At 70.1% G+C, this 20,676-nt stretch carries 20 protein-coding genes; 15 read left to right on the top strand and 5 right to left on the bottom strand.

Annotated features, from left to right (window positions below; all coding sequences use genetic code 11):
* Window positions 1-116: 116 nt before the first annotated feature.
* The 15 genes from BLR05_RS03675 to BLR05_RS03605 all read left to right on the top strand — a co-directional run bounded on the left by BLR05_RS03675 (window position 117) and on the right by BLR05_RS03605 (window position 15,816).
* Window positions 117-1,508: a hypothetical protein gene (locus BLR05_RS03675; RefSeq protein ID WP_092832410.1), complete on the top strand. Its 1,392-nt coding sequence runs from the start codon at window positions 117-119 to the stop codon at window positions 1,506-1,508.
* A 137-nt stretch (window positions 1,509-1,645) separates the two neighbouring features.
* Window positions 1,646-3,985 (top strand): bifunctional salicylyl-CoA 5-hydroxylase/oxidoreductase, encoded by a 2,340-nt coding sequence (locus BLR05_RS03670; RefSeq protein WP_092832408.1) that lies wholly within the window; start codon window positions 1,646-1,648, stop codon window positions 3,983-3,985.
* A gap of 2 nt (window positions 3,986-3,987) precedes the next feature.
* Window positions 3,988-4,752 carry an SDR family NAD(P)-dependent oxidoreductase gene (locus BLR05_RS03665; RefSeq protein WP_192883930.1) on the top strand — a complete coding sequence of 255 codons (765 nt, stop codon included), beginning with the start codon at window positions 3,988-3,990 and terminating at the stop codon, window positions 4,750-4,752.
* 29 nt (window positions 4,753-4,781) lie between these two features.
* Entirely contained in the window at window positions 4,782-5,375 is a 594-nt protein-coding gene (locus BLR05_RS03660) for a MarR family winged helix-turn-helix transcriptional regulator (RefSeq protein WP_092832404.1), read from the top strand.
* On the top strand, window positions 5,372-6,226 hold the full coding sequence (locus BLR05_RS03655) for an enoyl-CoA hydratase family protein (RefSeq protein ID WP_092832403.1): 855 nt from the start codon (window positions 5,372-5,374) through the stop codon (window positions 6,224-6,226). The genes BLR05_RS03660 and BLR05_RS03655 overlap by 4 nt, the downstream gene beginning before the upstream one ends.
* A 1-nt stretch (window position 6,227) precedes the next feature.
* Window positions 6,228-7,397, top strand: a complete 1,170-nt coding sequence (locus tag BLR05_RS03650; RefSeq protein WP_092832402.1) for an acyl-CoA dehydrogenase family protein — start codon at window positions 6,228-6,230, stop codon at window positions 7,395-7,397.
* 62 nt (window positions 7,398-7,459) lie between these two features.
* The gene (locus tag BLR05_RS03645; RefSeq protein ID WP_092832401.1) at window positions 7,460-9,079 is read left to right on the top strand and encodes an AMP-binding protein; all 1,620 of its coding nucleotides are present in this window, start codon (window positions 7,460-7,462) and stop codon (window positions 9,077-9,079) included.
* Window positions 9,080-9,158: 79 nt separating this feature from the next.
* Entirely contained in the window at window positions 9,159-10,361 is a 1,203-nt protein-coding gene (locus BLR05_RS03640) for an ABC transporter substrate-binding protein (protein WP_092832400.1), read from the top strand.
* A 21-nt stretch (window positions 10,362-10,382) separates the two neighbouring features.
* Complete coding sequence (locus BLR05_RS03635) at window positions 10,383-11,303, top strand: branched-chain amino acid ABC transporter permease (protein WP_092832399.1); 921 nt, start codon at window positions 10,383-10,385, stop codon at window positions 11,301-11,303.
* A 7-nt stretch (window positions 11,304-11,310) separates the two neighbouring features.
* On the top strand, window positions 11,311-12,288 hold the full coding sequence (locus BLR05_RS03630; RefSeq protein ID WP_167361186.1) for a branched-chain amino acid ABC transporter permease: 978 nt from the start codon (window positions 11,311-11,313) through the stop codon (window positions 12,286-12,288).
* Complete coding sequence (locus BLR05_RS03625) at window positions 12,285-13,052, top strand: ABC transporter ATP-binding protein (protein WP_092832396.1); 768 nt, start codon at window positions 12,285-12,287, stop codon at window positions 13,050-13,052. Before BLR05_RS03630 ends, BLR05_RS03625 begins: the two co-directional genes overlap by 4 nt.
* Window positions 13,049-13,759 (top strand): ABC transporter ATP-binding protein, encoded by a 711-nt coding sequence (locus BLR05_RS03620; protein ID WP_092832395.1) that lies wholly within the window; start codon window positions 13,049-13,051, stop codon window positions 13,757-13,759. Before BLR05_RS03625 ends, BLR05_RS03620 begins: the two co-directional genes overlap by 4 nt.
* A 54-nt stretch (window positions 13,760-13,813) precedes the next feature.
* A complete protein-coding gene (locus BLR05_RS03615; protein WP_092832394.1) occupies window positions 13,814-14,206 on the top strand; it encodes a RidA family protein in 393 nt (130 codons plus the stop codon).
* A gap of 16 nt (window positions 14,207-14,222) precedes the next feature.
* Complete coding sequence (locus BLR05_RS03610) at window positions 14,223-15,089, top strand: alpha/beta hydrolase (RefSeq protein WP_092832392.1); 867 nt, start codon at window positions 14,223-14,225, stop codon at window positions 15,087-15,089.
* Between the two features lie 13 nt (window positions 15,090-15,102).
* Window positions 15,103-15,816, top strand: a complete 714-nt coding sequence (locus BLR05_RS03605) for a transporter substrate-binding domain-containing protein (protein WP_092832391.1) — start codon at window positions 15,103-15,105, stop codon at window positions 15,814-15,816.
* Window positions 15,817-15,837: 21 nt separating this feature from the next.
* On the opposite strand, the gene BLR05_RS03600 is transcribed toward BLR05_RS03605, so the two are convergent.
* The 5 genes from BLR05_RS03600 to lptF form a co-directional block, all read right to left on the bottom strand.
* Window positions 15,838-17,007: a pyridoxal phosphate-dependent aminotransferase gene (locus tag BLR05_RS03600; protein ID WP_092832389.1), complete on the bottom strand. Its 1,170-nt coding sequence runs from the start codon at window positions 17,005-17,007 to the stop codon at window positions 15,838-15,840.
* Window positions 17,008-17,027: 20 nt separating this feature from the next.
* Window positions 17,028-17,969 (bottom strand): CysB family HTH-type transcriptional regulator, encoded by a 942-nt coding sequence (locus BLR05_RS03595; RefSeq protein ID WP_011796239.1) that lies wholly within the window; start codon window positions 17,967-17,969, stop codon window positions 17,028-17,030.
* Window positions 17,970-18,084: 115 nt separating this feature from the next.
* Complete coding sequence (locus BLR05_RS03590; RefSeq protein ID WP_092832490.1) at window positions 18,085-18,474, bottom strand: sirohydrochlorin chelatase; 390 nt, start codon at window positions 18,472-18,474, stop codon at window positions 18,085-18,087.
* Between the two features lie 2 nt (window positions 18,475-18,476).
* Window positions 18,477-19,574 (bottom strand): LPS export ABC transporter permease LptG, encoded by a 1,098-nt coding sequence (gene lptG / locus BLR05_RS03585; protein WP_092832388.1) that lies wholly within the window; start codon window positions 19,572-19,574, stop codon window positions 18,477-18,479.
* Window positions 19,571-20,668, bottom strand: coding sequence for an LPS export ABC transporter permease LptF (gene lptF / locus BLR05_RS03580; RefSeq protein ID WP_092832387.1), 1,098 nt, complete (start codon window positions 20,666-20,668; stop codon window positions 19,571-19,573). Before lptF ends, lptG begins: the two co-directional genes overlap by 4 nt.
* Window positions 20,669-20,676: the final 8 nt, after the last annotated feature.

The following is a 20,676-nucleotide window of genomic DNA, read 5'->3' as shown; positions in this document are numbered from 1 at the left end:
TGCTTCGCGGGCGCGGCCCGCAGTGCCCGAAGGGGTTCGTAGATTGGGGCGATCCGAGGTATCCCGTGACAGCGCGGGAGGCCGTTCTTCGCACTCCATTCCCTCATTCGCCCACCATGCAGACCCCATCCCTGCGCATTGCACCTCCTTCATCTTCTTCTGCCGCAGCCTCCGCCGCCGCGCTCGATCGGGCCGGCGGTGCGGCCGGGCCCGGGCCGGAGGCCCCCCGGGGCTCCCTGCCGGCCCCGGAGGCCGGGCCCACCCGCCGCCTGCGGCGCGTCAACTCCTTCCCGCCATCGCAGGCTGCCGCCGGCAGCCTGCCGCGGGTGGCGCTGCCGGCGCGCGCCGCCGGCAGCGATGCCGTCGCGCTGCCGGCGCAGGCCCTGCCCGTGCTGCGCGCCGCGGAAGGACTCGTCCACGCCCAGCTGGAACCTGCCCGGGCGAGCGACGCGCAGGTCGTGCAGCGGCTGCGGCGCAATACCCGGGTCCTGCTGGACAAGGGCATCGACACGCCGGAGAAGCTGCAGCGCTTTCTCTCCACCGCCTGGCGCCATGACGCCGTGCTCGGCTTCGCGGGGCTCGGGTTCAGCAACGGGGCGGGGTACATGGCCGGGATCACGGCCGCCAACGAGAAGCTGGTGTCGCTGCTGCCCACGGACCTGCTGCGGAGCCCGCCGCGGCTGGGGTTCGTGGTCGGCTTGGGCGTGGGCGCGCTGGATGTGCTGGTGAGCGCGGTCGGCAATGCGGTGATCGCGCCGCGCATCTACAACGGCCCTTCCGGGCTGGAGCGCCTGCCCGCCGTGCTGAGGCCGGACCCGCATGCCGAGCAGATCCGCAATGCCGGCCTGTCCGCGGGTTTCAGCGTCGCGAAGAACCTGCCCCGGGTGGTGGCGCCTTTCGTGCAGGCCGCGGCCGAGGGCCGGGGCGACCACAGTGTGGATCGCCTGTGGGCGGACCGCATCGATGCGTCGCTGCTCGACGGCTTCGGCGGCATGCTGGCCGCCGGAGCGCGCGGCGTGCAGAGGCTCTCGCAGGCGGTGCCCTACGACACGCGCATGCTGCTGCGCGAGGATCTGGGCGAGGTCATCGACCAGACCCGGCGTCCGTGGAAGGAGTCGCTGCAGGGCGTCGGCTCCGCGGCGCTGGAGGGCGTGAAATCGCTCGCGGCTTCTCCCGTTCCGGTGGCGGTGGTGGCCACGGTGGGATGCTTCATTTCCGAGCTGTTCGCGGCCAATGCATCCATCGACCGCGCCGGATCGCCCCCGGGGCTCCCGGCGGACCGGGCGGATGCCGGCATGCTCTCGGGCAAGCGGGCATCCTCGGTCCTCATCATGGGGCTGATGTCCGGCACGATCGAGCTGGGCGCTCCCTATGCCGCTCGGGGCGGAGCCTACGTGGCGCGCGCGATCCACCAGGGCCTGCAGCAGTCGTCCTCCGGCCTGGTGGCCTGGGCACAGGCCCGTTTCGGCGCTGCGGAGCCGGACCTGGAAGCGGGCCGGCCCCGGTAGGGCGGGTGGCGCGCGGGCTGGGCCATGGACCTGGGCCTGCGCGTTTTCCCCAGGAGGGATGGCTGCATAATTAGTTGACATCTAAATCATCTGTTCCTAAAGTTGCTGCAGGCCCGGACGGCCCTGGAGACCTGCGCATGAAGATCGTTTGCATCGGTGGCGGCCCGGCGGGCCTGTATTTCGCGCTGCTCATGAAGCAGCAGGACCCCGCCCACGACGTCACCGTGGTGGAGCGCAACAAGCCCTACGACACCTTCGGCTGGGGCGTGGTGTTTTCCGACGCCACCATGGACCACATGCGCGCCTGGGACCGCGAGACGGCCGACGAGATCCAGGAGGCCTTCAACCACTGGGACGACATCGAGCTGCGCTTCAAGGGCCGCACGATCCGCTCGGGGGGGCACGGCTTCGTGGGCATCGGGCGCAAGAAGCTGCTCAACATCCTGCAGGCGCGCTGCGAGCGCCTGGGCGTCAAGCTGGTGTTCGAGACCGAGGCCGCCTCCGACGAGGAGTATCCCAATGCCGACCTCGTGGTGGCCTGCGACGGGGTGAACTCCCGCATCCGCGGCCGCTACGCCAACGTGTTCCAGCCCGACATCGTCACGCGGCCCAACCGCTACATCTGGCTGGGCACGCACAAGCTGTTCGATGCCTTCACGTTCGACTTCCAGCGCACGGAGCACGGCTGGTTCCAGGCGCACATCTACAAGTTCGACGACCGCACGACCACCTTCATCGTGGAGTGCCCCGAGGCGGTGTGGAAGGCCCACGGGCTGGATGAGGCCGGCCAGGACGAGTCCATCGCCTTCTGCGAGCGCGTGTTCGCCGACACGCTGGGCGGTGCGCCCCTGATGAGCAATGCGCGCCACCTGCGCGGCTCGGCCTGGCTGAACTTCCAGCGCGTGGTCTGCGCGCAATGGTGGCTGCGCAACCCCCGCGGCAGCCATGTGGTGCTGATGGGAGACGCGGTGCACACGGCGCATTTCGCGATCGGCTCGGGCACCAAGCTCGCCATCGAGGATGCGATCGAACTCGCGCGGCAGTTCGGCCGCCTGGGCGGCGGCCGCGACGACATCCCTGCCGTGCTCGCGGCCTACCAGGAGGCGCGCCGGGTGGAGACGCTGCGCATCCAGAACGCTGCCTGGAACGCGATGGAATGGTTCGAGGTGTGTGGCGACCGCTACTGCGACCAGCTGGAACCCGAGCAGTTCATGTACTCCATGCTCACGCGCAGCCAGCGCATCAGCCACGAGAACCTGCGCCTGCGCGATGCGGGCTGGCTGGAGGGCTACGAGCGCTGGTTCGCGCACCGCGCGGGCATCGACGTGCCGGCCGGCAGCCGGCCTCCGCCGCCCATGTTCACGCCGCTCACCGTGCGCGGGGTGGCGCTCAAGAACCGCATCGTGGTCTCGCCCATGGCGCAGTATTCGGCGGAGGACGGCCTGGTGGGCGACTACCACCTGGTGCACCTGGGCGCGCGCGCCATGGGCGGTGCCGGGCTCGTCTTCGCCGAGATGGCCTGCGTGAGCGCCGAGGGCCGCATCACCCCGGGCTGCCCGGGCCTGTACCGGCCCGAACACACGGCGGCCTTTCGCCGCATCGCCGACTGGATCCATGCGAACAGCGACGCGAAGTTCGGCATCCAGATCGGCCATGCGGGCGCCAAGGCCTCCACACGCCGGGCCTGGGAGGGCATCGACCAGCCGCTGCCCGAAGGCAACTGGCCCGTTGTGTCCGCATCGCCGCAGCAGTACCTCGAAGGCGTGAGCCAGCGCGCGCGGCAGATGACCCGCGCCGACATGGATGCCGTGCGCGAGCAGTTCGCCCAGGCCGCTCGCGCCGCAGATGCCGCGGGCGCGGACTGGCTGGAGTTGCACTGCGCCCACGGCTACCTGCTGTCGGGCTTTCTTTCGCCGCTCACCAACCAGCGCGATGACGAATATGGCGGCCCGCTGGAGAACCTCCTGCGCTACCCGCTGGAGGTCTTCACCGCCGTGCGCGCAGAGTGGCCGCAGGACAAGCCGCTGTCGGTGCGCATCTCGGCCCACGACTGGGTGGAGGGCGGCACCACGCCGCAGGATGCGGTAGAGATCGCCCGGGCGTTCAAGGCGGTGGGCGCGGACATGATCGATTGCTCGTCGGGCCAGGTGAGCAAGCGCGAGAAGCCGGTGTATGGCCGCATGTTCCAGACGCCGTTCGCCGACCGCATCCGGCAGGAGGCGGGCATCGCCACCATCGCCGTCGGCGCGATCAGCGAGGCGGACCACGCCAACAGCATCCTGGCCGCGGGCCGGGCCGACCTGTGCGCGGTCGCGCGGCCGCACCTGGCCAACCCGGCCTGGACCCTCACCGAAGCCGCGCGCATCGGCTACACCGCCGTGGAATGGCCGCGGCAGTACCGCTCCGGCAAGCAGCAGCTGGAGGCGCACTTCGAGCGCGAGAAGTCGATGGCGGCGGCCGCGGGCGGGAAGGGGTGATGATGGAACAATCCATAAGGCATGCCCTGGTGACGGGCGGCACGCGCGGCGTCGGGGCCGCCATCGCCCGGCGGTTCGTGGCCGATGGTCTGCACGTGACGGTGCTCGGCCGCGATGCCGGGGCCGCGCAGGCTTTCGCCGCCACCGATGCGGCGCACCTGCACGGCGTGGCGGCCGACGTGGCCGATGCGCGGCAGGTGGCGCAGGCGCTGGCGTCCGCCCGGGAGCGGTTCGGTCCGGTACAGGTGCTGGTCAACAACGCCGGGCAGGCCGAGAGCGCGCCGTTCCTCAAGACCGACGCGGGGTTGTGGCAGCGCATGCTGGACGTGAACCTGACCGGCACCATGGTCTGCACCCAGGCCGCGCTGCCCGACATGCTGGAGGCCGGCTGGGGCCGCGTCGTCAACGTGGCAAGCACGGCGGGGCAGGTGGGCTATGCCTACGTGGCGGCCTACTGTGCGGCCAAGCACGGCGTCATCGGCCTCACGCGGGCGCTGGCGCTGGAACTGGCCGCGAAGGGCGTCACCGTGAACGCCGTGTGCCCCGGCTACACCGATACCGACATCGTGCGCGAGAGCATCGACCGCATCGTGGCCAAGACCGGCCGCAGCGCCGAGGCCGCGCGCGAAGGCTTCGTGCGCGCCAATCCGCAGGGCCGGCTGGTGGCACCCGAAGAGGTGGCCGATGCGGTGGCCTGGCTGTGCACCGATGCCGCGCGGTCGGTGAACGGGCAGTCCGTCTCGGTCAGCGGTGGCGAGGTCATGTGAGCCGCGGGCCGGAAAGAACGAAGCACCCCATGGTCACCCGCAAGCAGAGCTTCCGCCTCGTGCAGGCATTGGGCGACGAGCACATCGGCCTGGAGGCGCGCGCCCAGGCCGGCGACCACCTCGATATCAAGATCTGGCTGCGGCTGCTCGCCTGCAGCACGCAGATCGAGCAGCAGGTGCGGCAGTGGCTGCGCGCCCGCTTCGACACCACGCTGCCCCGCTTCGACTACCTCGCCCAGTTGGACCGGCATCCCGACGGGCTGCGCATGAACGTGCTCTCGCGCTATCTCATGGTCACGGGCGGCAACGTCACGGGCCTGACGGACCAGCTCGTGAAGGAAGGGCTGGTCGAGCGCACCGAAGACCCGGAAGACCGCCGCTCCTGGCGCGTGCGCCTGACCGACAAGGGCCGTGCGGATTTCGCGGGCATGGCGGCAGAGCACGAGCGCTGGCTCTCCGGCCTGTTCGACGGCCTGCCCGCAGCCAGCAAGGATGCGCTCTACGAGCACCTCGGCCAGTTGCGCGTGCACTTGGTGCAGCACCAGATCGCGGCCGGCGCGCCGACGCCCGAGGCAGACACCCCGAAACTTGTCCCGAAACGCAGCAGGAAACCCCTTCCATGACCGAATCCCGCATCGACCCCCGGCTGCTGGCCGGCAACCGCCGGCCGCTCGCCGGCTACCAGGCCGAGCACTTCCTCTGGGACGTGCAGGCCGGCGTGGCCACCATCACGCTGAACCGGCCCGAGCGCAAGAACCCGCTGACCTTCGACAGCTATGCCGAGCTGCGCGACCTGTTCCAGCAACTGCGGCTGGCGGACGACGTGCGCGCGGTGGTGGTGGCCGGTGCGGGCGGCAATTTCTGCTCGGGCGGCGACGTGCACGAGATCATCGGCCCGCTGGTCGCCCTGCGGGCGCCGGAACTGCTGATGTTCACCCGCATGACGGGTGACCTCGTCAAGGCGATGCGCGCCTGCCCGCAGCCCGTCGTGGCGGCGGTGGACGGCGTGTGCGCCGGCGCGGGCGCGATCATGGCGATGGCGTCCGACCTGCGCCTGGGCACCGCACGCAGCAAGACGACCTTCCTCTTCAACCGCGTGGGGCTGGCGGGCTGCGACATGGGCGCCTGCGCCATGTTGCCGCGCATCGTCGGCCAGGGCCGGGCCAGCGAGTTGCTCTACACCGGCCGCAGCCTGGGCGGGGAGGAGGGCGAGCGCTGGGGCTTCTTCAACCGGGTATGTACGCCCGACGACCTGGTGGCCGAGGCGCAGGCGCTCGCCGTGCAACTGGCCGAGGGCCCGGCCTTCGCCAACGGCATCACCAAGACCATGCTGCACCAGGAGTGGACCATGACCATCGACCAGGCCATCGAGGCCGAGGCGCAGGCGCAGGCGATCTGCATGCTCACCGAGGACTTCTCGCGCGCCTACCACGCCTTCGTCGCCAAGCAGAAACCGCGCTTCGAGGGGAATTGAGATGGCCGATACCACCTACCTCGACTGGCCGTTCTTCGAGCCGCGGCACGCGCAACTGGCGCGCGACCTGGATGCCTGGGCACTGGCGCATCTGCATGCTCAGCACGGCCCCGACGTGGACGCCGAATGCCGCGCGCTGGTTCGTGCGCTCGGCGAGGGCGGCTGGCTGCGCCATGCCGTGGGCGAATCCGGCGCCGCCATCGATACGCGCGCGCTCTGCCTGATCCGCGAGACGCTGGCGCGCCATTCGGGGCTCGCGGATTTCGCGTTCGCCATGCAGGGCCTGGGCAGCGGTGCGATCAGCCTGCACGGCATGCCGGAGCAGCGTGCGCGCTACCTGGAGCGCGTGGCGCGCGGCGAGGCGATCGCCGCCTTTGCGCTGTCCGAGCCCGAGGCTGGCTCCGATGTTGCGGCCATGGGCTGCACGGCCCGCGCCGAAGGCGACGGCTACGTGCTCGACGGCGAGAAGACCTGGATTTCCAACGGCGGCATCGCCGACTTCTACGTGGTGTTCGCGCGCACCGGCGAGGCGCCCGGGCCACGCGGCATCAGTGCCTTCATCGTCGATGCCGATACGCCGGGCTTTTCGATCGCCGAGCGCATCGAAGTGATCGCGCCGCATCCGCTCGCGCGGCTGCGCTTCGATGGCTGCCGGGTGCCGGCCGCGCAGCGCCTGGGCGCGCCCGGCGAGGGCTTCAAGGTGGCCATGCGCACGCTGGACGTGTTCCGCACCTCCGTGGCCGCGGCGGCGCTGGGCTTCGCACGCCGGGCGATGGACGAGGCGCTGTCGCGCGCCACCACGCGCCGCATGTTTGGCAGCGTGCTGGCCGACTTCCAGCTCACCCAGGCGAAGCTCGCGCAGATGGCCACGGCTATCGACAGCGCGGCGCTGCTCACCTACCGCGCCGCCTGGCTGCGCGACCGCGGCGCGGTGGTCACGCGCGAGGCCGCCATGGCCAAGATGACGGCCACCGAGAACGCGCAGCAGGTGATCGATGGAGCGGTGCAACTCTTCGGCGGGCTGGGCGTGGTGAGCGGGCAACCGGTGGAGCGGCTCTACCGCGAGATCCGCGCGCTGCGCATCTACGAAGGGGCGACCGAGGTGCAGCAGCTCATCATCGGCCGCGACCTGCTCAAGTCCGCAGCGGCTGCCGGGGCCGCCGCCGGCTGACGCAGTCCCTGTTCGCACGACGGCCCATCGATCCGGACCCCGGAAAGGACAAGGAAGACGCCATGCATGCCAGTGCCCACGCCGATACCTTCGCGCGCGACCGCCTTCCGCCGGCCGCGCAGCAGCCCGAGTACCTGTTCGACCTCCCGCAATTGCAGTTCCCCGAGCGCCTGAACTGCGCCGATCCGCTGCTGGACGTGCATGTGCGCGAAGGGCGGGGCGGGCGGTTGTGCATCCGGGCACTGGGCGGCGTCGCCTGGACCTATGCCGACCTGCAGGACAAGGCCCACCGCATCGCCAACGTGCTGGTGCACCGCATGGGCCTGCAGCCCGGCAACCGCGTGCTGCTGCGCGCGCCCAACAACCCCATGCTCGCGGCCTGCTGGTTCGCGGTGATGAAGGCCGGCGGCATCGCCGTGGCCACCATGCCGCTGCTGCGGGCCAAGGAGTTGAAGGCGATCATCGACATCGCCCAGGTGACGCATGCGCTGTGCGACGCGTCGCTGGCCGAGGAGCTGGCGCTGGCCGCGCAGGAGCCCGGCTCGCCGCTGCGCGCGGTGCGGCATTTCCACGATGCCGGGCCGGAGGGGCTGGAGGCGCTGATGGCCGGAGCCTCCGCCGAATTCACGAACGTCGATACCGCGTCCGACGACTGCTGCCTGCTGGGCTTCACCTCCGGCACCACGGGGGTGCCCAAGGCGACGATGCATTACCACCGGGACGTGATGGCGATCTGCCACTGCTGGCCGCCGCATGTGCTGCGCCCGCGCGCGGACGACGTCTTCATCGGCAGCCCGCCGCTGGCCTTCACCTTCGGGCTGGGCGGGCTGCTGCTCTTTCCGCTGCACATCGGCGCCTCCACGGTGCTGCTCGAAAAGGCCGGGCCGCCGCAGTTGCTGGAGGCCATCCAGCAGTTCGGCGCGACGGTGCTGTTCACGGCGCCCACCTCCTACCGCGCGCTGGCGGCCGATGGCGCGCTGCTGCGCGGCACGCCGCTGCGCAAGTGCGTGTCCGCCGGCGAGGCGCTGCCCGCCTCAGCGCGCGTGCTGTGGAAGCAGGCCACGGGCATCGAGCTGATCGATGGCATCGGCGCCACGGAGATGCTGCACATCTTCATCTCCCATGACGAGGCGGGCGCGCGGCCGGGTGCCACGGGCAGGCCCGTGCCGGGCTACCGGGCCCGCGTGGTGGACGACGCGGGCCGCGAGGTGCCGCCGGGCACCATCGGCCGGCTGGCGGTGCAGGGGCCGACGGGCTGCCGCTACCTCGCGGACGCGCGGCAGCGGGCCTACGTGCGGGACGGCTGGAACCTGACCGGCGACGCCTACCTGATGGATGCGGACGGCTACTTCTTCTACCAGGCGCGCACCGATGACATGATCGTCTCGGCCGGCTACAACATCGCGGCGCCCGAGGTGGAGGAGGCGCTGCTGGCCCATCCCGCGGTGGCGGAATGCGCCGTGATCGGCGTGCCGGACGCGCAGCGCGGCCAGATCGTCAAGGCCTTCGTGGTGCTGCGCCCCGGCACCGCGGCGGACGAGGCCACCGTGCAGCTGCTGCAGGATTTCGTCAAGCGCACGGTCGCTCCGTACAAATACCCCCGCGCCGTGGAATTCACCGATCGGCTGCCGCGCACGCAAACGGGGAAGCTGCAGCGCTTTAAGCTACATGCCCCGGCATGATGCGGGCACGCGGGGCTGCCGTCCCGCGCCATCCATCCCTTCCATCCACCGCCTCCCGCTCACTGCCAAGGAGCCTTCGATGCCATTTTTCCCGCCCCGCGTGCACCGGCCCTCGACATTTGCCGCAGCCATCGGCGCCTCCATCGCCCTGCTGGCCGGTGGCGCCCAGGCCGCGGACAAGGTCAAGGTCGGCCTGCTGACCACGCTGTCCGGCCCCGGATCGGGCCTCGGGATCGACATCCGCGACGGCTTTCAGCTCGCGGTGAAGCAGGGCGCGGGCAAGCTCGGCGGCCTGCCGGCCGAAGTGACCGTGGCGGACGACCAGCAGAGCCCCGACGCGGCCAAGCAGACGGCCGACCGGCTGCTCAAGCGCGAGCGCGTGGATTTCATGACCGGCATCGTGTTCTCCAACGTGATGCTGGCCGTCGGGCAGCCGGTGTTCCAGTCGCGCACGTTCTACATCAGCGCCAACGCCGGGCCGTCGCAGTACGTGGGGGCGCAGTGCAACCCGTACTTCTTCAGCGCCTCCTACCAGAACGACAACATGCACGAGGCCGTCGGCAAGACCGTGCAGGACCGCGGGTTCAAGAAGGTGGCGCTGCTCGCGCCCAACTACCCGGCGGGCAAGGATGCGCTGGCCGGCTTCAAGCGCTTCTACAAGGGCGAGGTGGTGATGGAGGCCTACACGCCGCTGAGCCAGCTCGACTACGGCGCGGAGCTGTCCAAGATCCGCGCCTCGGGCGCCGACGCGGTGTTCGTGTTCCTGCCAGGCGGCCTGGGCGTGAACTTCGTCAAGCAGTTCACCGGCGCTGGCCTGGGCAAGGAGATGAAGCTCTTCGCCCCGGGCTTCTCGGCCGACGAGGACGTGATCCGCGCTGTGGGCGATGCCATGGTGGGCATCTTCAACAGCTCGCAGTGGGCGCACGACATGGACAACGCGGCCAACAAGCGCTTCGTGGCCGACTTCCAGAAGGAATACGGCCGCCTGCCGACGCTCTACGCCGCGCAGGGCTACGACGCCGCCCGGCTCATCGACGGCGCCGTGCGCCGCGTGGGCGGCAAGCTGGAGGACAAGGCCGCACTGCGCAAGGCGCTGGAGGCCGCGCCGTTCGAATCGGTGCGCGGGCCGTTCCGCTTCAATACCAACCACTACCCCGTGCAGGACTACTACCTGCGCGAGGTGGTGAAGGACGGGCGGGGCCGTATCACCAACAAGACCGTCGGCCGCGTGTTCGAGGCGCATGCCGACGCCTACGTCGGCGAATGCCGCATGCCTTCCTGAGACCGTGGGCCGGTCGCGCGCATGACGAGGCTCCTGCTTCTCGAGCAATCGCTCAACGGCCTGCAGTTCGGGCTGATGCTGTTCCTGCTGGCCGCCGGCCTCACGCTGGTGTTCGGCATCATGGACATGATCAACCTGGCACACGGCTCGCTCTACATGGTGGGCGCCTACCTGATCGCGGCCATCGCCACGGCGTCGGGCTCGTTCTGGATCGGACTGGCGGGCGGCACGCTCGCCACGGCGGCGATCGGCGTGCTGCTGGAGGTGTCCGTGCTGCGGCGCCTCTATCGGCGCGACCACCTCTCGCAGGTGCTGGGCACCTTCGCGATCCTGCTGATGGCCAACGAGGCCGTGCGCATGGTCTGGGGCTCGCAGCCGGTGCCGCTCAATCCACCGCCCGCGCTGGCGGGCCCGGTGGAACTGCTGCCGGGCTTCCAGTATCCGGCCTACCGGCTGTTCATCATCGGCGTGGGGCTGGCGGTGGCGCTGCTGCTCTACCTGCTGGTCACGCGCACGCGCGTCGGCATGCAGGTGCGCGCCGGCGCTTCCAACCGCGAGATGGCGATGGCCATGGGCACCAATGTGCGCCGGCTGTTCACCGGCATCTTCGCGCTGGGCGCGGCGCTCTGTGCCATCGCCGGGGGCATGCTGGGCCCGCTGCTGGCCGTGCAGGTCGGCATGGGCGAGAGCATCCTGATCCTGGCCTTCGTGGTCATCGTGATCGGCGGCATCGGCTCCATCCGCGGTGCCCTGGTGGGCGCGCTGCTCGTGGGACTGGTGGACACGGCCGGCCGCACGCTCGTGCCGCTGCTCGCCGAGCGCCTGCTGGGGCCCGCGGCCGCCGCGGGTGCCGGTCCGGCCGTGGCCTCCATCCTGATCTACGTGCTCATGGCGGCAGTGCTGTTCTGGAAGCCGCGCGGGCTTTTCCCCTCCCATGGCTGAACCCACGATGCACCCCTCAGAAGACCCAGCGCCGAGCCTGCTGGACCACGGCCTGCACCCGCGCTGGAGCGTGCCTCTGCTCGTGCTGCTGGCGCTGCTGCCCACCGCCGCGCAGGCGCTGGGCGAGGGCTTCTACATCGGCGTGGCGAGCCGCATCCTGATCTTCGCGCTGGCGGCCACCAGCCTGAACCTGATCCTCGGCTTTGGCGGCATGGTCAGCTTCGGGCATGCGGCCTTCGTGGGCGTGGGCGCCTATGCGGTGGGCATCCTGATGCAGGAGGGCATCGCCTCGGCCTGGATCGCGTGGCCCGCGGCCATCGCCGCGGGAGCGCTGTTCGCCTTCGTGATCGGCTTGGTGAGCCTGCGCACGCAGGGGGTGTACTTCATCATGATCACCCTCGCGTTTGCGCAGATGCTGTACTACCTCATGGTGTCGTTCAAGGCCTATGGCGGCGAGGACGGCCTCTCGCTCGCGTCGCGTTCGCAGGTTGGCTCCTGGCTCGACCTGGCCGACGATGCACGCTTTTACTACTGTGTGCTGGCCCTGTGCGTGCTGGTCTTCGTGGGCCTGGCGCGGCTGCTCAATGCCCGCTTCGGCCATGCGCTGCAGGGCATCCGCGAGAACGGGACGCGCATGGCCGCGCTCGGCTTTCCGGTCTATCGCCACAAGCTGGCGGCTTTCACGCTCGCGGGCGCCATCGCCGGCCTGGCAGGCGTGCTGCTGGCCAACCAGGCGGGCTTTGTGAGCCCCGCTGCGCTGCAGTGGAGCCAGTCGGGCATGCTCATGGTGATGGTGATCCTGGGCGGCGTGGGGCGGCTCTACGGCGGTTTCGCGGGCGCGGTGGTGTTCCTGCTGATCGAGGAGGTGCTCGCGGCCCACACCCTGCATTGGCAGTTCGGCCTGGGCGCCGTGCTGCTGGCGGTGGTGCTGGTGGCGCCCAACGGCCTGCTGAGCCTCGGACGCCCACGGAAGGACCGTCCATGAGTGCGCGCGTGCTGCTGCGGACCGAGCAATTGGTGCGCCGTTTCGGCGGCCTGCTCGCCACCGACCATGCGGAGCTGTCCGTGCTCGAGGGCGAGGTGCATGCCCTCATCGGCCCCAACGGCGCCGGCAAGACCACGCTCATCCACCAGCTCTCCGGCACGCTCGCGCCCACCAGCGGCCACATCCACTTCGACGGGCAGGACGTCACCCACCTGCCCATCCACGTGCGCGTGCACCGCGGGCTGGTGCGCTCCTACCAGATCACCAGCGTGTTCCCCCGGCTGCCGGTGCTGGACAACCTCGCGCTCGCCGTGCAGGCTCGCACCGGCGTCAGCGGCGGTGTCTGGCGGCCGGCCCGCGCCGAGCGCGAGCGCTATGCCGAGGCGGCCGAGGTGGCGCGGCGCGTGGGCCTGGACGGGCAGCTCGCCCAGGTGGCGGGAGCGCTCTCCCATGGCCAGCAGCGGCAGCTCGAGGTCGGGCTGGCGCTGGCGCTGCGCCCCCGGCTGCTGCTGCTCGACGAGCCCATGGCCGGCATGGGGCCGGAGGAATCCGAGCGCATGGTCGGCGTGCTGCAGGGGCTGCGCGGCGAGGTCACGCTGCTGCTGGTCGAGCACGACATGGATGCCGTCTTCCGCCTCGCCGACCGCATTTCCGCGCTGGTGTCCGGCCGCGTGATCGCCACCGGCACGCCGCAGGCCATCCGCGACGATCCCGGGGTGCGCCGCGCTTACCTGGGCGATGAACTGGAGGAGGGCGCCGCATGAGCGCATTGCTCGAAGTCGAGGGGCTGGAGGCCGCCTATGGCAGCAGCCAGGTGCTGTTCGGCATCGCGTTCGACATCCGCGCCGGCGAGGTCGCCACACTGCTGGGCCGCAACGGCATGGGCAAGACGACCACCGTGCGTGCACTGCTCGGGCTCACGCGCGCGAAGGCCGGATCGGTGCGCTTTCGCGGCGAGCGCATCGAGCGGCTCGCGCCGGACCGTATCGCCCGCATGGGGCTGGCCGTGGTGCCCGAGGGCCGGCAGATCTTTCCCAACCTGTCGGTGCGCGAGAACCTCGTCGCGTTCGCGGCCCGCCGCAACGCCGCCGCCGATCCCTGGACGCTCGAGCGCGTGCATGCGCTGTTCCCGCGCCTGGCCGAGCGGGCCTCGCACATGGGCGGGCAGCTCTCGGGTGGCGAGCAGCAGATGCTGGCCATCGGCCGTGCGCTCATGACCAACCCGCACCTGCTCGTGCTCGACGAAGCCACGGAAGGGCTGGCGCCGCTGATCCGCGAGGAGATCTGGCGCTGCCTGGACGCCCTGCGAGCGCAGGGCCAGACCATTCTGGTCATCGACAAATACGTGCGCCGCCTCGTCCGGCTAGCAGACCGCCACACCATCATCGAACGTGGCCGCGTGGTGTGGCAGGGCGACTCGGGCGCGCTCGCGGCCGACCCGGCGTTGTGGCAGCGCTACGTGGGCGTGTGACCCCCGCGCAAGAACGATAACGATTTTCGAGAACCGAACGGACAGGAGATTCGCATGCAAGTCCTTCTTCCTCCCGGGTGGCCCCGTCCCAAGGGCTATTCCAACGGCGTCGCGGCGCGTGGCCGCATGGTCTTCGTGGCCGGCATGATCGGCTGGGACGCGCAGGGTGTCTTCCATACCGACACGCTGTGCGGCCAGGTGCGGCAGGCGCTGCAGAACATCGTCGAGGTGCTCCGGGAAGGCGGCGCCCGCCCCGAGCACATCGTGCGCATGACCTGGTATGTGACGGACAAAAAAGACTACGTGGCCTCACTGCGCCAGATCGGCCAGGACTTCCGCGAGATCATCGGCAGCTTCAACGCGGCGATGACGGCGGTGGAAGTCTCCGCACTGATCGAGGACCGCGCCAAGGTCGAGATCGAGGTCACGGCCGTGGTGCCGGACTGAACCCCGGGGTGCCCCGATGGCGATGGCGTTCCCCCACGGTTTCGATAGCCAGCAGGCGATCGACGAAGCCTACGACACCCTGAAGCGCGCGCATGATGCGGCCGCCTCGAACCGGCACTTCGCCGAACACAGCGAGGCCACGCGCCAGGCGCTGCCCTACCTGCCCGCCGTGCCCTACGGCCCCACGCTGGCGGAAACGCTGGACATCTTCCCGGCCGACCGGCCCGGCGCGCCGGTGTTCTTCTTCATCCACGGCGGCTACTGGCGGGCCCGCAGCGCGCGCGATTTCAGCTGCGTGGCGCAGGGCCCGCATGCGCTGGGCTTCACCACCGTGGCGGTGGATTACGCGCTGTGCCCGACTGTCACGATCGACGAGATCGTGCGGCAGGTGCGCGCCGCGGCAGCGTGGGTGGTCCGCCACATCGGCGAGCATGGCGGTGACCCGGCGCGCATCGTCGTCGGCGGGCATTCCGCGGGCGGGCACCTGGGCGCGATGCTGCTGTGCACGCGCTGGGAAGAGGATTACGGCCTGCCGGCCGATCCCTTCGCGGGAGCGGTGCTGGTGAGCGGCCTCTACGATATCGCGCCGCTGCGCTACAGCTACCTGCAGCCCGCAATCCAGCTGGACGAGGGCATGGTGCGCCGCAATTCGCCCGTGCTGCATGCGCGGCCCAGCGCCACGCCCGTCACGCTCTGCTGGGGCGGGGCCGAGCAGGAGGCCTTCGCGCAGCAGTCCCGGAGCTTCCATGCCGCATGGCGTGCGGCCGGCAACGCGGCCGAACTGCATCCGATGCCGGGAGCCGACCACTTCGACGCCGTGCAGGCGTTCGAGGACCCGGCCAGCCTGCCGTGCCGCGCCCTGGTGCGCATGGCGGGCGGGTAGAACAGGAGCACGGATGACCCTCTTCGCCTACATCATCGAACCGCCCTTCAATGACCTTGCGGCCGACGGCAGCCTGACCGGCTGCGATGTGGAAGTGGCCCGGACTGTGCTGCAGGTTGCCGGACTACCGCCCTTCCAACCCGTTGAAACCACCTTTGCCGAACTTCTGCCGGGTCTCGCGGCGGGGCGCTGGCGGATGACCACCGGACTATTCGTTACCGAGCAAAGGCAGCGCCAGGTGAGTTTCAGCCGCCCGATCTGGGCGCTGGCCGATGGCCTGCTGGTCGCCCAAGGCAATCCGCTGGCCCTGGACGGCTACCGGTCCGTCGCCCTGGATCCCGACTGCCGCCTGGCCGTGGTGCGTGACCAGATCCAGCACCGGACGGCCCACGAAGACTTCGCCATACCGGCCGCCCGGATCCAGCTCTACGACAGCTATGCCGAAGCCGCCGGGGCGGTATCGAATGGCCGGGCCGACGCGTATGCCAGCGTTGCCCGTGCCCATGCTGCCTTCGCCCTGCAGAACCCTGCAGCCAGAGTGCAAACGGTGGTGGTCGCCGCGGCGGAAAAGCCGCCGGCGTTCGGTGCCTTCGCCTTCGCCCGGAATGACGGCGATTTGCGGCAACGGGTGGATGCCGTCCTGGACCGTTACCTCGGTAGTCCGGAACACCGGAGGATGCTGGGGCGCTTCGGCTTCACCGACCGGGAAATCGATCTGGTGGTCTAGCAGAGCTTGCGGATACCCCGCTCAGAGCCGGCGCAGCCGCTGCAGTGCCTCGCGCAGCGTCTCGTCGCGCTTGGCGAAGCAAAAACGCACCACGCGCTGGTCGAACCCGTCGCCGTAGAACGGCGACAGCGGTATGGCGGCCACGCCGATCTCGCGCGTGAGCCACTGGCAGAACTCCACGTCGCCCAGGTCGCTCACCTGCGAGATGTCCACGCACTGGAAGTAGCTGCCCGTGCTGGGAAGCAGCTTCAGGCGCGAGCCTTCCAGCCCCTGGCGGAACAGGTCGCGCTTGGCCTGGTAGAAGGCCGGCAGCTGCAGGTAGGGCGCCGGATCGGCGAGGTACGCCGCCAGCGCGTGCTGCATCGGCGTGTTCACCGTGAACACGTTGAACTGGTGCACCTTGCGGAACTCGGCCATGAGCGGCGCGGGCGCCACCACCGTGCCCACCTTCCAGCCCGTGACGTGGAAGGTCTTGCCGAAGCTCGACACGATGAACGCCCGTGCGGCCAGCCCGGGGAAGCGCGCGACGCTCTGGTGCTGCGCGCCGTCGAACACCATGTGCTCGTACACCTCGTCGCTGACCACGACCACGCCGGTGGGCGCCAGCAGCGCCTCCAGCGCCCGCATGTCCTCGTCCGTCCACACGGTGGCGGACGGGTTGTGCGGCGTGTTGATGATGATCGCGCGCGCGCGCGGCGTGAGCGCGGCAGCGATGCGCCCGAAATCCGGCCGGAAGGTGCCGGGCGCGAGGGGCACGCGCACCGCCGTGCCGCCCGCCAGCTCCACGTTGGGCACGTAGCTGTCGTAGCAGGGATCGAGCACGATCACCTCGTCGCCCGCCTGCACCACCGCCAGGATCGCCGTCAGGATGCCCTGCGTCGCACCGGCCGTCACGGTGATCTCGGTATCCGGCGAATAGGCGCGGCCGTGCAGCGCCTCGATCTTGCGCGACACGGCCTGGCGCAGCGCCGGCACGCCCGGCATGGGCGGGTACTGGTTGTGGCCTGCGCGCATGGCGCCCGCCACCGCATCGACCAGGGCCGGATCGCAGTCGAAATCGGGGAAGCCCTGGCCCAGGTTCACGGCGCCGTGCTCGGCCGCCAGGGCGGACATCACGGCAAAGATCGTCGTGCCCACCTGGGGCAGCTTGCTCGGAAGGGTCGGCGTGCGCGCGGCAGCGGTGGTGGTCATGTGCTTGGGGTGAGGAAGAATCAAAGCTCGTAGTCGTTCACGTGCCCGGTCATCGCGCGGGCCACGAGTTCGCGGTTCAGCCGGTCGCTGAGCAGCTCCGCGAATTTATAGACGAAGTTGCGCAGGTAGGCGCCGCGCTTGAATGCCACGCGCGCCACGCTCTGGCCGAACAGGTGGCCCACCGGCCGCACCACCAGGTCGCCGAGCGGGTCGTCGCGCATGGCCATCTCGGCCACGATGCCCACGCCCAGGCCTAGGCGCACATAGGTCTTGATCACGTCCGAATCGATGGCCTCCAGCACGATGCGCGGCTGCAGCTTGCGCGCGGCGAAGGCCTGGTCGATCTTGCCGCGCCCCGTGAAGGACGGGTGGTAGGTGATGAGGGCCTCGTGGGCGATGTCGTCCACGCTGATGCGCTCCTGCTGCGCGAGTGGATGGCCCGAGGGCATCACCAGCACGTGCTGCCACTCGTAGCAGGGCAGGGTGACGAGGTCGGGATAGTCCGCGAGCGATTCGGTGGCCATGCCGATCTCCGCCACCTCGTCGATCACCATGCGCGCCACCTCGTGCGGCGTGGCCTGGTGCAGGCTCACGTTCACCTTGGGATAGGCCTCGCGCAGCTTCGCCACGGGCACCGGCAGCACGTAGCGCGCCTGCGTGTGGGTGGTGGCGATGCTCAGCGTGCCGCTGTCCTGCGCGCTGAACTGCTCGCCGATGCGCTTGAGGTTGCCCACCTCGCGCATGATCAGCTCGATGCTCTTGAGCACGTGCTGACCCGGTTCGGTGATGCGCTTGAGCCGCTTGCCGTGGCGCGCGAAGATGTCCACGCCCAGCTCGTCTTCCAGTTCGATGATGGCCTTGGACACCCCGGGCTGCGAGGTGTGGAGCGCCTTCGCGGCCTCCGTCAGGTTGAGGTTGCGGCGGGCGGCTTCCTGGACGAAGCGGAACTGGTGCAGGTTCATATCTGATTGCTGCTAAGGAGTCCCTTGATTATGCGGCAATCGTCTAAGCCAACGGCGTGACCCGCACTCAAAAAATGCATTGCCGCCGCGCCCGCGGAACGCCTGTCGGCCACCGTCACTGCTGCGCGGCGATCTCCGCCATCAGCGCCGTCATGCGCGCATCCTCGCCGATGGCGCCCTGCACGGTGATGGCCATGTCCGGATGCTCCGCCCGCAGCGCCTGCACGAGCTGCGGCAGATCCTCGCGCGCATGCTTGCCGGTGCCCAGAAACATCGGCACCACCGTGAGCCGGTCCACGCCGCGCGCCGCCAGCTCGCGCACTGCGGAGGGCAGGTCGGGCTCGGCGAGTTCCAGGTAGGCACAGCGCACCTCCAGGCCGGGCGCCTGCTGCCGCATGCGGGCCTCCACGGCCTCGATCGGTGCACGCCACAGCGGGTCGCGCGAGCCGTGGGCGAACAGCACCACGCCGCGGGGGCCGTCGGCCCGGGACGTGTCGTTCGCCATGTTCATCGCCTCAGCACCAGCCAGCCGAACGCCCCGAGCGACAGCAGCGAATAGATGATGCCCGGCGCCGCCGCGGTGAGCCAGGGCGACCAGTTCTGCAGGTTGCCCGCATAGCCGAACACGTTGTTGAGCAGGAAGAAGCTGATTCCCGCCATCACCCCGCCGAACACGTAGCCGGCGATGCCGCCGGAGCGGAAGTGCAGGTAGGCGAAGGGCAGCGACAGCACCACCATCACCAGGCAGCTCAGGGGATAGAAGACCTTGCGCCAGAACTCGATCTCGTACTTCTGCGCGGCCTGGCCGTTCGATTCCAGGTGGCGGATGTACTGGAACAGGTCGATCGTCGCCATGCGGTCGGGCTTGAGCAGCGAGGCCGCCACCATGTCGCTGCTGATGTGGGTGGTCCAGCGGAAGCGGGCTTCCTGCAGCCGCTCCACGTGTGCCTCGGCCTGGCCGCGGCGGTGGAAGACGCTGCGCCTGACATCGCTCAGCTCCCAGGCGTCCGGGCCGAACTCGCCCGCTGCTGCCTGCAGGGTGGAGGCCAGGCGGCCGTCGCTGTCGAACTCGAAGATCCGCACGTTGCTCATGCCGCCGTCGTGCCGCAGAGCGCGCACGTTCACCGCCACCGAGCGGTCGCCCTGGCGCTCCTTCAGCCAGGCCCCGGTCGCGCCGGTGGTGATCTGGCCCAGGTAGCGGGCCCGCACGAGCTGCGCGAGCCGGTCCGTCGCGGGCGCGAGGTAATCGCCCACGGTGAAGGTGAGCATCACGAAACCCAGTCCCAGTACGAGCAGCGTGCGCAGGGCGCGCCACGGCCCCAGCCCGCTGGTGCGCATGATGGTGAACTCGGAGCTCTGCGCGAAGCGCGCCATCACGAAGATCGTGCCGATCAGCACGGTGATCGGCAGCAGCTCGTACAGGTGGCTCGGGATGCCGAGCGACACGTACAGCAGCGCGTGCGACATCTGGTAGGCCTGGACGCGGCCCACGTAGCGCAGCTCGTCCACCATGTCGAAGAAGAAGAACAGCGCCAGGAAGCCCAGGGTGACGAAGCCCACGGCGGCCAGGGCCTCGCGGTAGATGAGCCCGCGGATCGTCTTCATGCGGGCCTCCGTGCGCGCAGGGACGGCAGCCGCGGCGACCAGCGGTTGTGGCGTGCCACGAGCAGCAGCATCGCCAGCGCCAGCGTCCCGCCGTGCAGCGCGACCATGAAGGCGCCCAGGCTCAGGCGGCCCGCACCCACCCAGTTCTGTCCGAAGGTCATGAGGTTGTAATAAACCACGAAGGCGAAGAGCGCGAACACCAGGCTGGTGCTGCGCGCGGCGCGCGGATTGGCGCTGGCCACGGCCAGCCCCAGCACCACGAAGTTGAGCGCGGCGAGCGCCAGGCCGAAGCGCCACCCGAGCTCGGCGCGGAACACCGGATCGCTGGAGGCGAACAGCTGCGCCGTGCTGCGGGTCTTGACCGCGGCGTCGTCGGAGGAGGAACTGGCGGCGGAGCCGATCCGCGTGCCGTATTCGGAAAACTCGCTCACCTTCAGCCCCGGCTTGTCCACCGTGGTTTCCAGGCGCTGCCCGTCGCTCAGCAGGGCCATGCGCTGGTCGCCCTGCGTTTCCAGCCGGGCGCTGCGGGCCGAGGTCACGGTCTCGCGGCCGTGCTCGCTGGAGGCGATGAACACGTTGGTGGCCTGCTGGTTGTCAGGCGTCTCGCGGTCGATGAAGAACACGCGGGCGCCGTTGGCCGACTCCTGGAACTCGCCCGGGGCGATGCGGTCCACGTCGCTGCGCTGCTCGTACTGCACCTTGAGCTCCTGGATCTGCTGGTTGGCCCAGGGCCAGATCAGCAGTGCCAGCGTGGCGATCGCCAGGATCACCGGCCAGGCGAAGCGCAGCAGCGGCGGCAGCAGGTGCAGCATGCCGCGCCCGCTCGAGAACCAGATGACCATCTCGCTTTCGCGGTACATGCGCGCCAGGGCGCCGACCACGGCCACGAACAGGCTGAGGGTGAGGATGGTGGGCAACTGGCCGAGCACGGTGAAGCCCATCACGAGCATCACGTCCGAGGGGTTCACGCTGCCGCGCGACGCCTGGCCGAGCGTGCGGATCAGCATCATGGTCATGACCACGGTGACCAGCACCACCAGCGTCGCTCCGAAGCTGCGGGCCAGTTCCTTGCGAATGGATGAATCGAATAACATTGGCTCGA

This window comes from Paracidovorax cattleyae (assembly GCF_900104515.1).
Classification (GTDB): Bacteria; Pseudomonadota; Gammaproteobacteria; order Burkholderiales; family Burkholderiaceae_C; genus Paracidovorax; species Paracidovorax cattleyae.
The sequence above is the reverse complement of the archived record's forward strand: the minus strand, read 5'-3'. Positions and strand labels throughout refer to the sequence as shown.

Coding starts and splice junctions, on each gene's coding strand:
- lptG (WP_092832388.1), bottom strand. CDS start 19,574: ATGAAGACGATCCGCGGGCTCATCTACCGCGAGGCCCTGGCCGCCGTG.
- BLR05_RS03675 (WP_092832410.1), top strand. CDS start 117: ATGCAGACCCCATCCCTGCGCATTGCACCTCCTTCATCTTCTTCTGCC.
- BLR05_RS03625 (WP_092832396.1), top strand. CDS start 12,285: ATGAGTGCGCGCGTGCTGCTGCGGACCGAGCAATTGGTGCGCCGTTTC.
- BLR05_RS03665 (WP_192883930.1), top strand. CDS start 3,988: ATGGAACAATCCATAAGGCATGCCCTGGTGACGGGCGGCACGCGCGGC.
- BLR05_RS03670 (WP_092832408.1), top strand. CDS start 1,646: ATGAAGATCGTTTGCATCGGTGGCGGCCCGGCGGGCCTGTATTTCGCG.
- BLR05_RS03640 (WP_092832400.1), top strand. CDS start 9,159: ATGCCATTTTTCCCGCCCCGCGTGCACCGGCCCTCGACATTTGCCGCA.
- BLR05_RS03605 (WP_092832391.1), top strand. CDS start 15,103: ATGACCCTCTTCGCCTACATCATCGAACCGCCCTTCAATGACCTTGCG.
- BLR05_RS03620 (WP_092832395.1), top strand. CDS start 13,049: ATGAGCGCATTGCTCGAAGTCGAGGGGCTGGAGGCCGCCTATGGCAGC.
- BLR05_RS03660 (WP_092832404.1), top strand. CDS start 4,782: ATGGTCACCCGCAAGCAGAGCTTCCGCCTCGTGCAGGCATTGGGCGAC.
- BLR05_RS03600 (WP_092832389.1), bottom strand. CDS start 17,007: ATGACCACCACCGCTGCCGCGCGCACGCCGACCCTTCCGAGCAAGCTG.
- lptF (WP_092832387.1), bottom strand. CDS start 20,668: ATGTTATTCGATTCATCCATTCGCAAGGAACTGGCCCGCAGCTTCGGA.
- BLR05_RS03590 (WP_092832490.1), bottom strand. CDS start 18,474: ATGGCGAACGACACGTCCCGGGCCGACGGCCCCCGCGGCGTGGTGCTG.
- BLR05_RS03635 (WP_092832399.1), top strand. CDS start 10,383: ATGACGAGGCTCCTGCTTCTCGAGCAATCGCTCAACGGCCTGCAGTTC.
- BLR05_RS03615 (WP_092832394.1), top strand. CDS start 13,814: ATGCAAGTCCTTCTTCCTCCCGGGTGGCCCCGTCCCAAGGGCTATTCC.
- BLR05_RS03655 (WP_092832403.1), top strand. CDS start 5,372: ATGACCGAATCCCGCATCGACCCCCGGCTGCTGGCCGGCAACCGCCGG.
- BLR05_RS03630 (WP_167361186.1), top strand. CDS start 11,311: ATGCACCCCTCAGAAGACCCAGCGCCGAGCCTGCTGGACCACGGCCTG.
- BLR05_RS03610 (WP_092832392.1), top strand. CDS start 14,223: ATGGCGATGGCGTTCCCCCACGGTTTCGATAGCCAGCAGGCGATCGAC.
- BLR05_RS03595 (WP_011796239.1), bottom strand. CDS start 17,969: ATGAACCTGCACCAGTTCCGCTTCGTCCAGGAAGCCGCCCGCCGCAAC.
- BLR05_RS03650 (WP_092832402.1), top strand. CDS start 6,228: ATGGCCGATACCACCTACCTCGACTGGCCGTTCTTCGAGCCGCGGCAC.
- BLR05_RS03645 (WP_092832401.1), top strand. CDS start 7,460: ATGCATGCCAGTGCCCACGCCGATACCTTCGCGCGCGACCGCCTTCCG.